Here is a 14679-nt window from a genome sequence, read left to right as displayed (position 1 = left end):
GTACGTTAAAACGCACACGTACCTACGGTACCGTGGACTACGTGGGATCACATGCGCTGGTGCAGCAAGGTGGGGGCGCCACCACTGCGGGCTTCGAGTACATCTTCCCGGCTATCCGCGGTTTGCAGGCAGGACGTGAGTACTACGTATCGATGTGTCCGTTGCGCCTCATCCCCAAGATCTTTTTGTTCGATGAGGATGAGCTAGCGCCGGAGGTTCGAGCGCAGCGAGTCCTGAACAAGGGACGAGTTCCAGCACTCGCGCAGTACATCCTGGAGAACCCTGACGATTACGTCTTTTCTGCGCTAACCGCCTCCGTCGATGGCTCCATGCGCTTCGTGGGCGTGGCGGACCAAGGCCCAGGGTTGCGGGTCGGTCAGCTGCACATCCCGATGGCCTCGCGCTTCTTGATCAATGACGGCCAGCACCGACGTGCAGCTATCGAGGCGGCACTCAAAGAGAACCCATCACTCGGTGATGAGACCATCGCTGTCGTCTTCTTCCACGACGCGGGCCTCGAGCGCAGCCAGCAGATGTTCGCTGACCTGAACCGCCATGCTGTGCGGCCGGCCCGTTCCATTGGAGTCCTCTACGACCATCGGGATGAGCTCTCACAGCTGACGCGGCTCCTTGCGCTGAAGTGCCCGGTGTTCCGCAACTTCGTTGAAATGGAGAGCAGCAACCTCTCAGCTCGATCGCGCAAGCTCTTCACGCTCAGCGCCCTGTACTCGGCGATGAGTGCCCTTCTACAAGGGCTGGAGCTGACTAGCGGCAAGGACGGGGAACGCCTGCCGTGGGACTACTGGGAAGCTATAGATGCACTCATCCCGGACTGGGGAGAAGTGCGGAGACGATCTCTCTCCGCCTCCGAGATCCGCAAGCAGTACCTACACACGCATGGGATCGCCCTTCACGCGCTAGGGCTGCTCGGAAACACACTACTTCGCGGTTCCCTTGATCCAGAGGCGTGGAAGCCGCGGCTGGCGCCGCTTCGAGATGTGGACTGGTCGCGGACCAATCCTGACTGGGAGGGACGTGCGATCATCGGTGGCCGTGTCTCGAAGAATCACCAAAACGTCGTACTTACCGTGAATTATCTACGCAAGCAGCTCGGTCTCGAACTGACTGCCGATGAGCAGCAGGCAGAAGACGCCTACCAGCGAGGAGAGCGATGAGCACCCCGACGCGCAGTGCCGTCATGCTGAACACCCCCATCCGGCGCGCTGTCCCCTTTGAGAGTCAAGGCGGTCTCGCCGCGGTGGTGAACGAGCTGACCGCAGAGATCCGTGAGCTGTACCTGGCCGATCAGGTTCCTTGGGTCGTGGGCTACAGCGGCGGCAAAGATTCCACTGCGGTACTGCAACTCGTGTGGCTGGCGCTACAAGGCCTAGAGCCCGATCAGCGCACCAAGCCGGTCTATGTCATCAGCACGGACACCCTGGTTGAGAATCCGGTAGTCGCTGCTTGGGTGACCCAATCACTGGAGACCATGCGCAAGGCTGCAGAGAAGCAGCAGCTCCCGATCCAACCAAACCGGCTGGTGCCTGATGTGAAGGACACCTTCTGGGTCGGCTTGATCGGCAAGGGATACCCCGCTCCGAAGCCGAAGTTCCGCTGGTGCACCGAACGCTTGAAGATCAAGCCTTCTAATTCGTTCATTCGCCGAGTCGTGCATGACCACGGTGAGGCGATCTTGGTGCTGGGCATCCGCAAGGCCGAGAGCCAGGCTCGCGCCCGAGTGATGGAGCGCCACGAGAAGCGCCGTGTCCGTGACCGTCTCTCGCCCAACGGCAACCTTCCCAACTCCCTCGTCTACAGCCCCGTCGAGGCATGGAGCAACGACGAGGTCTGGACGTTCTTGATGCAGCAGCCCAACCCCTGGGGGCATCCGAACAAGGATCTCCTCACCATGTATCAAGGAGCCTCGAGCGATGGAGAATGTCCACTCGTGGTGGATAACACCACTCCTTCCTGTGGTGACAGCCGCTTCGGCTGCTGGACGTGCACCCTCGTCGACAAGGACAAGTCCATGTCGGCGATGATCCAGAACGACGAGGAGAAGGAGTGGATGCTTCCCCTCCTGGAGCTACGGGACGAGCTCGACGCTCCCGACGACAGCCACCTGCGTGACTTCCGGAAGATGAACGGCACGATTCAGCTCTTCCACGATCGCAACGTTCCTGGACCGTACACACAGAAGGCCCGTGAGGAGTGGCTCCGCAAACTCCTTAACGCGCAGACCTGGATCCGACAGAACGCTCCAGAGCATGTGCGGGGTATCGAGCTAATCACCATGGACGAGCTGCATGAGATCCGACGCATCTGGGTCTTCGAGAAGCATGAGGTCGAGGATTCGCTGCCCCAGATCTACAAGCAGGAGACGGGCGAGGAGTTCCCCGGCAGTCCGCTCGACCAGCACCTTGCAGTGGCCGCGGACGAGGTGGAGCTGCTTCGTGAGGTCTGCGACGGAGACGACCTGCACTTCGAGACGATGCGTGAGCTACTTGCGGTTGAACGGAAATTCCGCACGATGACTCGTCGCTCCGGACTGTTCGAAGCACTTGAGAAGGCGATCAAGAAGGGTTACTACACGGATGCGGAGGATGCGGTCGAGCTAGCCAAACGCAATCAGCAGAACAAGGTCGCCCCCACCCTGATCGGATTGGATGAAGAGAGCACCGATGCTCCTGCATGAGATCACTCTCGAGAACTTCGGAGCGTACCTCGGCAAGCAGGTCCTCTCTCTGAATCCCAAGCCGGGCAAGCCGATCATCCTGATCGGAGGTCTCAACGGCTGCGGGAAGACGACGCTGCTAGATGCTATCCAACTGGCGTTGTACGGCTCCCGGGCACGGTGCAGCGGTAGGGGAAATCGCTCCTACGACGCGTTCCTCCGTGACAGCGTGAACCGTCAGGCCATGCCTAAGCAGGCAGGTGTGAAACTATGGTTCTCGACCACGATTGAAGGGGAGCAACGTCATTACCGTATTGAGCGAAACTGGTCGATCTCGGGAAAGACCCTCCGGGAGTCGCTTGCGGTCTTCGTCAACGGCGAACACGATAAGGCCGTCAGTGACACATGGGCGGACTATGTAGAGGATCTCCTACCGCTGGAAGTCGCATCTCTCTTCTTCTTTGATGGCGAGAAGATCGAATCGCTTGCGGATCCTGAGCGGGCTGCTCCAGTCATCGAGTCGGCGGTTCAATCGCTTCTAGGAGTCAGCACAGTCGAACAGCTGCGGACCGACCTGCTAGCTCTTCAACGACGCCAGAAGGTGAGCCGAGAGGACAAGGTAGCCCTGGAGCTGATCGCTACCATCGAAGCTCAGCTTGAGGAAAACGAGGTGGCCAGAGCAGATGCGCTTCAGCGAGTCGCTTCCGCAAAAGCTGGTCTCCTACATGAAAAGAAGGAGCTGAAGGCCGTCGAGGCCGCCTTCGCTAAGGAAGGGGGAGACCTCTTCCGCCGTCGGGCGGAGCTAGAAGCAGAGAGTGCCCACGCGAAAGGCCGGCTCGAAGCTGTAAGCGCGACTCTTGCCAACACCATTGCAGCAGGACCGCTCCCACTCCTCCTCCTCAAGGGTCAGCTGGAGGCTCTGCGTGCACAGGTAGCTCGAGAGGAAGATGCGGTCCGCGCGGAGCAGCTACTCGACGCCCTGCACAAGCGGGACCATGAGATTCTCTCGCTACTCGGCAACGGCATACCGGATGTTCAGCTTGAGCAGATCGCCCAGTTCATGGAAGAGGACCGTGCCCAGCGCGCGGCTGATGCAGGCGTTCCTAGAGTGATCCGGATGTCGGCGACAGGCATTCAGCAACTCAACTCGCTTGACCAAGTTCTTGAAAGCGAATCACTGCATGCGGAAGAGCTGCTCACTGAGTCTGGAGAGCTCAGAGCGCAGCTCGACGCGCTAGATCGGCAGTTGGCCGGCGTTCCAGCAGAAGATACGATCGCCGACCTGATCGCCCGACAGGACAAGGTTCGTCAGCGCGTGGAAGACCTCGAGAGGGAACTGCACGCCACGGAGGAGGCTCACGCCGCACGCGGCCGGGAACACACGCAGCTCCAGGCAGCCCGCGAGAAGGCATATGCCAAACGAGCCAAGGGACTAGCCGAGATCGAGCACCGTGCCCGTTTGGTTTCATACTCCGGCCGCGCTCGTAACACTTTGGACAAATTCGGAGAGCTCCTGCTGCAACGTCATATCAGTCGGTTGGAGGTTGCTGTACTAGACAGCTTCAACCGCCTAATGCGCAAGGACGGCCTGGTCAGGGACCTACGTATCGACACTAGCAAGTTCACCTTGACCTTGATTGGCGCGGACGGCGATGACCTCAATCCTGCACGCCTGAGCGCCGGCGAGCGTCAGCTCTTGGCGGTATCTCTCCTCTGGGGTCTAGCTCGCGTAGCGGGCAACAGGCTCCCGAGCGTCATCGATACTCCGCTGGGTCGACTGGATAGTCGGCACAGACAGAATCTTGTTGAGCGTTACTTCCCGCAAGCGAGCCACCAAGTGCTTCTGCTGTCGACAGACGAGGAAATCGACGATGAGCTGCTGCAGCGCCTCATTCCGTCGATCGCCCAGACGTACACATTGGTCTACCACGACTCGACGTTCACAACCACGATCGAACGCGGATACGGATGGGGGAAGACTCGGTATGTCGCTTGATACAATCCGGTTGTCCCAACCGGCAAAGGATCAGCTGATCAAGCTCAAACGAGTCACTGGCATAAAGAACTGGAACGTCCTGTGCCGCTGGGCTCTAGCTGTATCTTTGCAGGACGAAACGCCCCCGCTGGTGCGCGACGTTGTTACCGATTCCAACATCGAGATGTCTTGGCGAACCTTCGCTGGAGCTTGCGGAGACATATATGTGGCGTTGATCAGATCCCGGTGTCTGCGTGATGGCAGCGAACCAACCGAAGAAGCTTGCGGGAGGACTCTCATCACGCATTTGCATCGCGGCATTGGGTATCTGGCGGGACGACGTGACCTTAATTCCGTGGATGATCTGATAAAGATTGTTGTTGTTTAGATCCTAAGGCTGGAGATTTGCGCCTCTTGCCTTCGTTTCGACGGGAAGGCAAGAGGCGTCACGGAGCCTTTTTCACCGTGGCGCCGCAGGTCACAGGCTCGCAACGGATGATGGCTCTTGATCCACAACGCAGATAGCCCCTGGTAGAAGGGTTGTCGACCAAGATCAACCAGTACAACCAGGGGCCTTGGATGCTGTTCTATCAGTGAGACTGGTGCTATCGGGAATCACTGCTGCTGCTGATGAAGTTGCAGAGGCAGGAAGTGTTCCTCCCTGAGGCTGACCCTTGTTCTACCTGGCCCGGGCATCCTGGTGCCATCGGCACGATCTGTCGCCTCTTCCCGGGGGAGCACTCCCGAAGGTGTGTGTCGGGCCGGCCGGTGTATGGCTTGATAGAAACCTCGACGAGAGAACCCGTCCCGTCACTGGTCTGCCTGCTCGGCCACCCCGGCGCGCACCGCCTTCGGATATCGCCCAGCCGATAAGGGTGCACATGACGGAGTTCAAGAAGCCCAAGGCGCGACGGATCGTGGGCGGGGTCGACACCCATGCCGACACGCACCACGCCGCAGTGGTGCTGATGAACGGGCGCAGGGTCGCCGATCGCGAGTTTTCAGCGACCCGAGCGGGATATGCGGACCTACTGGAGTGGATGCGTTCCTTCGGCCGGCTACAGGCGGTGGGGGTGGAGGGTACCGGCTCCTACGGTGCCGCCCTATCCAGCGGCAGAACGCGGCGCCACCGGCTCAACCATGGCGGCGACCGGCAGGCCAATCGAGCTCTGTACGTCGTCGTGCTGTCACGCATGTCCTGCGATGAGCAGGCCCGGCCCGAGTTGCCGGCCATCAAGGGCGTGGGTGTTGAGACCGCTGCACAACTACCGGTCACATGTGGTGACAATCCGGAGCGGCTGAGCTCGGAGGGGTCGTTCGCGGCCCTGTGCGGGGTGTCGCCCGTCCCTGCTTCCAGCGGCAGAACGCGGCGCCACCGGCTCAACCATGGCGGCGACCGGCAGGCCAATCGAGCTCTGTACGTCGTCGTGCTGTCACGCATGTCCTGCGGCCCACCCACCCGCGCCTATGTCGAGCGCAGGACCGCCGAGGGGCTCTCCAAGAGAGAGATCATCCGCTGTCTGAAGCGATACGTCGCCCGCCAGCTCTACAAGGTCATCGTCCGCCCTCAGGCACCAGCAGCCGAATCGCCCGTGCTCTCTTGACAAGCCATAGAAGCATCAGTGAGACTGTGCTATCGGGAACGACTGCTGCTGCTGATGAAGTTGCAGAGGCAGGAAGTGTTCCTCCTTGAGGCTGACCCTTCGTAGTTCTGCCGTGCCTCGTCATCACGGCCGAGCTGCTCCTGAGCCTCGGCGAGCTTCAACAGCGCCGAGGATCGGTCCGCTCCGGCCGCCACGCCGCGCTCCAGCCAGCCGATCGCCGCTTCCAGGTTCCCCCGGTCCAGTTCCAACCCGCCGAGATTGCCCAAGGCGAGGTCGTCGCCCTCCTCGACCGCCTCCAGGAACATCCGCTCGGCCTCAGCCCAGCGCGACTCGTCATCGGACAGGAAAGCCCCGTAGTCGTTCCTGGCCCCCGGCACCCCCTGATCGAGGGCCCTGCGGTACCACTGCTCGGCGGTCGCGCGGTCGCCCACCGAGTCGGCCCAGATCGCCCCCACCCGCAGCACTGCTCCCGGCAACCCTAGCTCGGCCGCCTGCGCCATGACCTGCGCCGCCTCCGCCGCACGGCCGGTCCGTACCAGGACGTCGGCGAGCCAGTCAAAGGCGTCCGGATCCTGGTGGGCCATGGCCTCGCGCAGGATCCTCTCGGCCGCCGGGTAGTCCTCCAGGAAGAACAGCGCCGAGGCATGCTTCACCTCCGCGCCGACCTCGCCCGCGCGTGCGGCCAGCGCGTAGAGCTCGGCGGCCTCTTCGTATCGCTCCTCCTCGGCGAACCGGTCGGCAGGGTCCATCAGATCGTCGGTGTCCATCCGGCCACCCTCCCCTTATGGATCTTTGAGATCTAGCGCATACGGGGTTAATTCTGCCGCTTGTTGAAATTGGGATTTCTGCGTCGCCCGCCGTGGCGGTCGACCTTCTGGTGCTTGTCGCTCCTCGATTTGGAAGCTCCCTTACGATGCCCCTTCCGGCTCTCCTGGTAGGGCGGTTCCATATCCTTGCCACCTCTGGCCGGCATTCGCTCGGACCTGTCGCCCCTTGGGCCCGGTGAGCGAAGGCGGCCCCCTCAGCCCCGCCTGGGAAGGTTCTCCAGCGCCCGCTTGTGCCGATGAGCTCCTGCATTAAGGCTCGGTTGACCGTGCTCGCGACCCGGAGGGAAGCGTGGTGGGCGTGCTCAGGGCGGCGGGCAAGTCGGGCAGGTACGCGATGAGCTTGACCCGCTGCGCCGGGGTGGTGCCGCGAAGAGTGATCAGGAGCACCACCAAGGCGGTCAACGTCTGGCCGCCGCCGATCGTGGCACGGCGTGCTGGCCGGTGCGATCGGTAGACCGTTCCGGGCAGGGTGAGGGCGATCGGGATCATGAACAGGGGATCGAACATCACTACCTCCATGCCCACAGCCTGGGATCGCCTCCGATGTTCCCGCCAGAGGTGGGACAAGGGTGGGAACATCGGGGGGACGGGACTTCGGGGCCGCAGGGTGAGGAGCGCGGGTGGAGTCGGTACGTCGGGAATCGAGCGCGCCCGAGCGCGAGTTCGCTGCGGCGGTCGAACGCTCACGGGCCGCCGCGGGGGTGACCCAGATGCGGGTGCAGTCCGCTGCGATGAGCGCGGCCAACTGGCGGTCTGGGCGCTGGTCACGGGTGGACACGCGGGCGTATCCGATCAGCGCGCCGCTGGGGGCGGGTTCGGGCACCGGCGGGTCCTCGCCGAGCGAGCCTTGAAGCGGCGTCCCACCAGGGAACGCGGTGAACTCACCGGCGGCTTCTCCCCCGGCTGCACCAGGGGCATGACCGGCCGTCGGGGCGCAGCGGGGGGAGGGTGACCGTGAGCAAAGCCCCGGGCGAGACGCCGTCCGGGCGCAGGTTCGGGAGCCGCGTTCATCCTCTCGGCGTAGAGAAACGGGTGCTGTCGGAGTTGTTGAACACTCGACTTTGCAACACGTTACTCAACGCCCCGGCGGGTCGGATCGTCCGGTGACCGCGCCTGTAGCCCTCGTTTGCGGCTGGTGACACGTCCGTTGAAGGCACCCGCAGTTCGTGCTTTTGGCACGTCAAGATGCCGGGCAGGTCGACCGCGTTGACACGGTCGAAACCCGCGGCCCGGCTCCCGTTCGGATGTGACGGCGATCCTGGCCGTCTCCTTCCCTCGCCACCGCGCAACGTCTCTGCCTGATCACCGGCAAGCAGCCATGATGGCCCGCGTCCGGGTGGAAGAACCTTGGAGAAGCCGATGGTTCTCGCTTGCCCGACTTCGAGCAGGACAAGCATCGATCCGATGAGCCCGCTGAGTGGGAGTACCGATGGGCCAGCACATCAAGGGGCCGATGGTCCTGCGCATCACCGAAGCAGAGATCGTCGAGAGCCAGCTCTCCGAGGACGATCTGAGAGCGTTGTGCGACAAGGACGAGGGAGCCGCAGGCACGGCCAGGGTCAGATGCCCCGTCCTGTACTGCGCCGCCATGTACGACTCCGGGCCCCCGCGCTGAGGCGCCCGGTGAACACCACTCAGGCGAGGCGGCAGATGGAGGAGATCCTCGCTGGCGACCGCCCGTTCGGCGACTGCGACTACATCCGTCAGCGCGCCCGCCTTCACTACCGCCACCGCCTGCTCCTCCTCAAGGAGCACTCCAAGGGCGCGCATCTGCTGCTCACCGCACAGGAGGACGCCTGCGGCGACCGGCACCATCAGGTGCTGGGCGACCCGGCGGTGCGGGTGGCGACGGACACCTGGCTGAGCGCCGTGCGCGGCGGCCGTGGGCTGCCCTGGCCCGAGGAGGAGCTGGACACCGTTCTGGAGACCGCGGCGGCTCAGGGTCTTCGCGCGACCGTGCCGCCGCTGGCCGAGGGCGCCGCGGACCTGGTGAGGCTGCACGAGGCCGCGGGCACGTGGGTGTGGTCCGAGCCTCGGGCGGAGGTGGACCCGCTGGGAGAGTTCTTCCGCCGTGTTTTCTCCGCGAGCTTCGAGGGGCTCACCCTAACGAACCCTGAGGGCCGCCTGTGCGAGACGCTCCTGCGGGGTGCGGAACTGCTGCACGAGCTGTGCCCCATGCTCGCGCCCAGCGCGCTGAGCCACGTGCACCTGGTCGTCGTCGCCGGCAAGGAGTTGTCGTCCGGCCCTGCGTCGCCCGGGTTCGCGTCGCTCACCCATCCCCGCATTCCAGGGGTGATCTTCCTGTCGGCCGCCGTGCTGGGCGACGCGTGGCAGGCCGCCGAGTATCTCCTTCACGAGGCGATGCACGTCAAGTTCACCGACCTTGAGCACACCCACTCCCTGCTGGACGAGGACTACGACGCGGCGGCGTCGCCGCTGATCCGTCCGCACTGGAACAGGGCCAGGCCGGAGGCGGGTGAGGGCTGGCCGCTCGATCGTGCCCTCACCGTCAGCCACGTCTACACCACCTTGGCGCTGTTCCACTCCACCGTGGCCGCGAGGCACGAGGAACTGGCCGACCGGTACGGGCCGATCACCGGCGCGGATCCCGCCCGGCAGGCAAGGCGGTCCTTCGACCGGGCCCAGTACCTCCTTCACCGTCTCGGCCGGCATACGGAACGGCTCGGAGCCGGTGGCCGGCTCTTCCTGCGCTGGCTGGGCGGGATCAACGAGGCGTTCGACCCGTCGCCCGCGCCGGAGGGCGCGTACGCGCACCTCGTGCTCGACCTGTACGAGCGTGAAGCGGACACGATCCGGAGGGCTCTGTCCCGGCCGGACGCCGGACGCGCCGATGAGGACGCCGCCGACCTGCGGAGTGCCGCGAGGCAGGAGATCAGCGGTTGCCTCGCCGTTCTGGCCGCGACCGGCGAGCCGAGCGGTCAGGGGCACGAGCTTCAGGACCAGGACAGGGTGCTCACCGAGCTCGAATCCTCGGGGGCGTCGTTCCGCGACAGTGCCGAGGCATTCCTGCGGACGAGGAACCTGGTGCTGCGGGCACTAGGCCCGGTGCCGCCCGCCGCGTTCCTGAGCCCCGTGCCCCACAGGCCGGAGGAGACCGTCGCCGAGATGGTACGGGCGATGGTCGAGGAGTCCGGCCGCCGCCTGGGCGCCCTGCTGGAGCGCTGATCAAGGGGTCGCGGGGCCCACGCCCCGGCGACCCGGTAACCGCGGACGTCAAGGAGCGCAGGCGATGCCCGACGAGGATGAGACAGCACCCGGAAGCGCCGGCAGATCGCAGGACCCGATCGTGGAGAGGGGGCGGCCCGATCCGGCGCAGGCGCCGGCGGCGGTTCTGCGTATGACCGGCTTTCTAGGCGACAGCGACCGGCCGGACCACCGGCGGCTGTACTTCACGCGCGCACTCGACTACTACGCGGAGTTCAGCACCGGCGACGTCATCGACATGACCACGGTCGCCCGCGACGAGGAGCCGTTCCGCGGCGAGGAGGCCACCCAGGTGTCCCTGCGCCGCGACGCGATGGTGGAGTTCACCAGAACTCGGACGGGCCGCCCTCTCGACGAGTTCGACCTCGACGTGCGGTTCGGCCGGTCGAGGAGCGGTCAGTGCATCCCGGGCCTGACCGACACCCGCGATCACGACTGCCAGGAGCCGACGGCGGCGGGCGGCGGAGACTGCGTGACGCCGGGCACCTGCGCCGGGACGGTACACGCTACCGGCGGATGCTCGCCGCGCTGGACGACGCCCTGGCACCCCTCGCCGCGGCGATCGGCAGGCGGCTCGGCGAAACCCGCGAGCCGGGCCCCGTGAGCGCGTTCGACCTGATCTCCGGAGCCTGCGGGGTAGGCGCCCACCTGCTGACGCACGACCCGCACGGGATCCTCCCGGAGATCCTCGCAGGGCTCGTGACGCTCGCCCGGGAGCAGGAGCCGCCCGCCTGGATGACGCCCGCCCACCTGATGGGCGACGAGACGATGTCGCGGCTGCACCCGCACGGCGCTCTGGACTGCGGTCTCGCGCACGGCATCCCGGGGCCGCTCGCCCTGTTGTCGCTCGCCCTGCGCGCGGGCATCGAGGTACCGGGCCAGGCGGACGCCGTCAGGCGGATCGCCGACTGGCTGGTCGCCCACCGTGCCGGGGACGACTGGCCCGCGTTCGTACCGCTGACCGGCGAGGGGCGGCCCGGCCGGTCCGCCTCCTCACGCAGCGCGTGGTGCTACGGGACCCCCGGGGTCGCCCGCGCCCTGTGGCTGGCGGCCCAGGCGCTCGACGACGGCCTCCTGGGCGAGGTGGCGCTGGAGGCGATGGACGCCGTCCTGCGCCGCCCGGCAGAACTGCGCGCGATCCCGTCGCCCACGTTCTGCCACGGGGTCAGCGGCCTGCTGCACATCGTGCTCCGCTTCGCCGGCGACACCGGCCTGTTCCGCCAGGCGGCGGCCGAGCTCGTAGACGAGCTGCTGGCCGCCTACCAGCCGGAACGGCCGCTCGCGTACGCCTCGCTGGAGCCGCAGGGCAACTCCGTGGACCGCGCCGGGGTCCTGGACGGCGCGGCGGGCGTCGTCCTGGTGCTGCTGGCCGCGGCGACAGACGTCGAACCGGCCTGGGATCGGCTCTTCCTCCTGTCATGACCCGCGCGAACCGGAGCCTGTACACGCCGATGGACTGGGCGCTGGTGCGCGCCCCGCTCCTACCAGTGGACACCGCCGTGCGAGCGGGTGAGCCGGCGGATCCGGGCTGCCTGCTGCCCGGATCCCCGGAGGTGGTGGCGGCCATCCAGGTGGCGAGCGGCGATCTGGCCGCCGCGCTGGCGCGAACGCAGCCCGGGCATCCCAAGGCTCGCAGGATCGGCCGCAAGCTGCTGCGCTACCTCATCCGCATGAGCACGCGGCCGACCCCGTTCGGCCTCTTCGCGGGCGTCGCCCTGGCGGACTGGGGACACTGCACCGACCTGGCCCTCGCCAAGCAGGAGCCGCGCACGCGCACCCGTACCCGCCCGGACCTGGGCTGGCTCACGGACCTGGTCGCGCACCTCGAAGCCGATCCTGAGGTCCGCACCCGGCTGCGCCTGGTGGCCGACCCGTCCGTGCTGGTCCGCGCCGGACGGGCGTTCCCGGCGGGCGGCACGGCCTCCGTGCGGGCCACTTCGGCGGTACGGCGGGCCCTCGCCCTGGCCCGTGCGCCCGTCTCGCGCGCGGAGCTCGTCGAAGCGCTGATCACGCTCCCCGGTGCCACGCCGGAGAAGGCGGACGGGCTGATCGAGGACCTGCTCCGGCAAGGGTTCCTGCACCACGATCTGCATCCGCCGCTCACCCGCGACCCCCTCGACCACGTGCAGGAGCGGCTCGCCGGCCACCCCGTCGCAGAAGACCTCGCCGGGTTGCGCGCGGCCCTGCAGGAGTGGGACGCCCGCCCGCTCGACGAACGGGCCCGTACGTGGCCGGGCCTGCTCGACCGGATCACCACGATCGCGTCCCCCACCGACCCGCGCAACCTCCTCCAGACGGACCTCGCGCTGACGCTGTCCGGGACCGGCTTGAACAGGCGGATCGGGGCGGAGGCGGCGGTCGCGGCCGAGGTGCTGCTCCGGTTGAGCCCGCACCCCGCGGGACCGCCCCACCTCGACGCCTGCCGCCGGGCGTTCGAGAGGCGCTACGGCGCGGGCCGCGAGGTCCCGCTGCTGGAGTTGGTCGATCCGGACTTCGGGCTGGGCCGTCCCACTGACGGCGGTGACCAGGTCCACGCGCCGACCACCCGGCACCGGCTGCTGACCGACCTGGCCGTGAACGCCTGCCGTGACCGGGTGACCGTTGTCGAACTCGACGACGACCTGCTGGAACGCCTCCAGACCTGGACCCCGGCGGCCGCACAGGCCCCGCCGACCCTCGACCTCGCGGTCCTGGTGGCGGCCCCCAGCGCCGAGGCCGTGGACAAGGGCGACTTCCTGCTCGTCGTAGGTCCGAACCTGGGCGCGAACGCGGCCGGGCGCACCCTCGGACGCTTCGCCGATCTGCTCGGCCCCCCGGCGGCCACCGCGCTGGCGCGGGCGGCGGAGGCCGAATCCCGGCACGCGCCCGGCCGCCTCCTCGCGGAGGTGGTCTACACGCCGGAGCGCGCGCGTTCCGGCAACGTCGCCGTACGCCGGTGCGGGCACCACCACGAGATCCGTTTCGGCCCTTCCACCGGCCTCGCGAAGGAGTGGGTCGTACCGGTCGACGAGCTGGTCGTGGGCCTGCGCGACGGCCTGTTCACCGTCCGGTGGCCCGCACGCGACGTGGAGGTCGTCGCCACCCAGTGCCACATGCTCAACCCATCGCACGCGCCCCCGGCGGCCCGCTTCCTGCTGGACGTCGCCCGCGACGGCCGGTGCGTGTTCACGTCGTTCGACTGGGGGCCGGCCGCCGGTCTTCCGTTTCTGCCCCGGATCCAGCGGGGCCGCGCCGTCCTGTCCCTGGCCCGCTGGCGAGTCGATCCCGCGGACCTGCGCGGGGCGGGCGGCCCGGCCGCCTGGCGGCAGGCGCACCGCGTGCCGCGCCATGTGTACCTGGCCGGTGGCGACAACCGGCTGCTGCTCGACCTGGACGACCCCGAGCAGGCCGGACTGCTGCGCGAGGAACCGCCAGGACGTCCCGTTCTGCTCCAGGAGGCCCTGCCCCACCCGGACCACGCCTGGCTGCCGGGCCCGGAGGGCTTCCACCTCAGCGAGGTGGTGGTGCCGCTCGCGCTCAGGGAGCGACGGACCGTCCAGCCGCGGCGCCGGAGCCCCGGCGTCGTGCCCGCCGGGGCCCGCGTACGGCCGCCCGGCAGCGACTGGCTCTACCTCAAGCTGTACGGCCCCCGCCGTTTCGAGGACGAGCTGATCGTCGATTCGCTGCGCCCCTTCGGGCAGTTCGTCACCGGAGCGGGGCTGGCCGACGGCTGGTTCTTCCTGCGTTACACCGATCCCGACCCGCACCTGCGCGTCCGCTTCCACGGCGACCCCGCCACGCTGCTCGGCCCGCTCATGCGCCACGTCTGCGACTGGGCGGCCGATCTGATCTCCACGGGCGCGTGCGCGACCTTCGCCTTCGACACCTACGAGCGCGAGATCGAGCGGTACGGCGGCCTTGCCGGCATGCCGGCCGCCGAGGGCGTCTTCATCGCCGACAGCCCGGCCGTGGCCGGTCTGCTCGCTCTGTCCAGAAGCCACGGATTTCCCTACGACCGGGCCACCGTGGCCGCGCTCAGCGTCGACGACCTGCTCGACGCCCTCGGGCTGGACGTCGAGCAGCGCACGCGCTTCTACCGTGACGGCGTCTCCCCCTCACCGGGCGGCGGCCGGGACTATCGCAGGCGCTCGCGCGAGTTGCGCCGGCTCCTGCGCGATCCGGGTTCGCTCGGCACGACACCGCACGACCGGGCCCTGACGTCCCTGCTCGCCGTCCGCCGCCGGAACCTGCCGTCCGCCTACTCCTCTCCCGCGGTGTGCCGCAGCCATGTGCACCTGCACTGCAACCGCCTGCTCGGCACCGGCCACGAGCTCGAACACCGCGTTCTGGAACTCCTTCGCCGTACCCGCGAAGGTCTCGCCCACCAGTGACCGC

13 protein-coding genes are annotated in these 14679 nt (G+C 67.0%); 11 read left to right on the top strand and 2 right to left on the bottom strand.

Annotated elements, in window-relative coordinates; translation table 11 throughout:
• Positions 1-32: 32 nt before the first annotated feature.
• The 5 genes from dndB (at position 33) to C1I98_RS01960 (ending at position 6253) form a co-directional block, all read left to right on the top strand.
• A complete protein-coding gene (gene dndB / locus C1I98_RS01980) occupies positions 33-1175 on the top strand; it encodes a DNA sulfur modification protein DndB (RefSeq protein ID WP_233507017.1) in 1143 nt (380 codons plus the stop codon).
• Positions 1172-2695: a DNA phosphorothioation system sulfurtransferase DndC gene (gene dndC / locus C1I98_RS01975; protein WP_233507015.1), complete on the top strand. Its 1524-nt coding sequence runs from the start codon at positions 1172-1174 to the stop codon at positions 2693-2695. The genes dndB and dndC overlap by 4 nt, the downstream gene beginning before the upstream one ends.
• Complete coding sequence (dndD, locus tag C1I98_RS01970) at positions 2682-4670, top strand: DNA sulfur modification protein DndD (RefSeq protein WP_111165318.1); 1989 nt, start codon at positions 2682-2684, stop codon at positions 4668-4670. The genes dndC and dndD overlap by 14 nt, the downstream gene beginning before the upstream one ends.
• Positions 4660-5037 carry a DNA sulfur modification protein DndE gene (dndE, locus tag C1I98_RS01965; protein WP_111165317.1) on the top strand — a complete coding sequence of 126 codons (378 nt, stop codon included), beginning with the start codon at positions 4660-4662 and terminating at the stop codon, positions 5035-5037. Before dndD ends, dndE begins: the two co-directional genes overlap by 11 nt.
• Before the next feature lie 493 nt (positions 5038-5530).
• On the top strand, positions 5531-6253 hold the full coding sequence (locus C1I98_RS01960) for a transposase (RefSeq protein ID WP_111165316.1): 723 nt from the start codon (positions 5531-5533) through the stop codon (positions 6251-6253).
• A gap of 29 nt (positions 6254-6282) precedes the next feature.
• Here C1I98_RS01960 and C1I98_RS01955 read toward each other — a convergent pair whose 3' ends face one another.
• Both C1I98_RS01955 and C1I98_RS01950 read right to left on the bottom strand, forming a co-directional pair.
• The gene (locus tag C1I98_RS01955; RefSeq protein ID WP_111165315.1) at positions 6283-7020 is read right to left on the bottom strand and encodes a tetratricopeptide repeat protein; all 738 of its coding nucleotides are present in this window, start codon (positions 7018-7020) and stop codon (positions 6283-6285) included.
• A 309-nt stretch (positions 7021-7329) separates the two neighbouring features.
• On the bottom strand, positions 7330-7587 hold the full coding sequence (locus C1I98_RS01950) for a hypothetical protein (protein ID WP_146607249.1): 258 nt from the start codon (positions 7585-7587) through the stop codon (positions 7330-7332).
• Between the two features lie 113 nt (positions 7588-7700).
• On the opposite strand from C1I98_RS01950, the gene C1I98_RS40275 reads away from it, so the two are divergent.
• From C1I98_RS40275 to C1I98_RS01925, 6 genes are all read left to right on the top strand, one after another.
• Positions 7701-7931 (top strand): hypothetical protein, encoded by a 231-nt coding sequence (locus C1I98_RS40275; RefSeq protein WP_146607248.1) that lies wholly within the window; start codon positions 7701-7703, stop codon positions 7929-7931.
• Positions 7932-8509: 578 nt separating this feature from the next.
• Positions 8510-8695 carry a hypothetical protein gene (locus C1I98_RS01945; RefSeq protein ID WP_111165313.1) on the top strand — a complete coding sequence of 62 codons (186 nt, stop codon included), beginning with the start codon at positions 8510-8512 and terminating at the stop codon, positions 8693-8695.
• An 8-nt stretch (positions 8696-8703) separates the two neighbouring features.
• Positions 8704-10266: a hypothetical protein gene (locus tag C1I98_RS01940; protein WP_146607247.1), complete on the top strand. Its 1563-nt coding sequence runs from the start codon at positions 8704-8706 to the stop codon at positions 10264-10266.
• A 172-nt stretch (positions 10267-10438) separates the two neighbouring features.
• Positions 10439-10909, top strand: a complete 471-nt coding sequence (locus tag C1I98_RS01935) for a hypothetical protein (protein WP_146607246.1) — start codon at positions 10439-10441, stop codon at positions 10907-10909.
• On the top strand, positions 10822-11727 hold the full coding sequence (locus C1I98_RS01930; RefSeq protein ID WP_111165310.1) for a lanthionine synthetase C family protein: 906 nt from the start codon (positions 10822-10824) through the stop codon (positions 11725-11727). The genes C1I98_RS01935 and C1I98_RS01930 overlap by 88 nt, the downstream gene beginning before the upstream one ends.
• Positions 11724-14675, top strand: coding sequence for a lantibiotic dehydratase (locus C1I98_RS01925; protein WP_111165309.1), 2952 nt, complete (start codon positions 11724-11726; stop codon positions 14673-14675). Before C1I98_RS01930 ends, C1I98_RS01925 begins: the two co-directional genes overlap by 4 nt.
• Positions 14676-14679 lie beyond the last annotated feature (4 nt).

Origin of the sequence: Spongiactinospora gelatinilytica (genome assembly GCF_003236385.1) — a bacterium.
Classification (GTDB): Bacteria; Actinomycetota; Actinomycetes; order Streptosporangiales; family Streptosporangiaceae; genus Spongiactinospora; species Spongiactinospora gelatinilytica.
The sequence above is the reverse complement of the archived record's forward strand: the minus strand, read 5'-3'. Positions and strand labels throughout refer to the sequence as shown.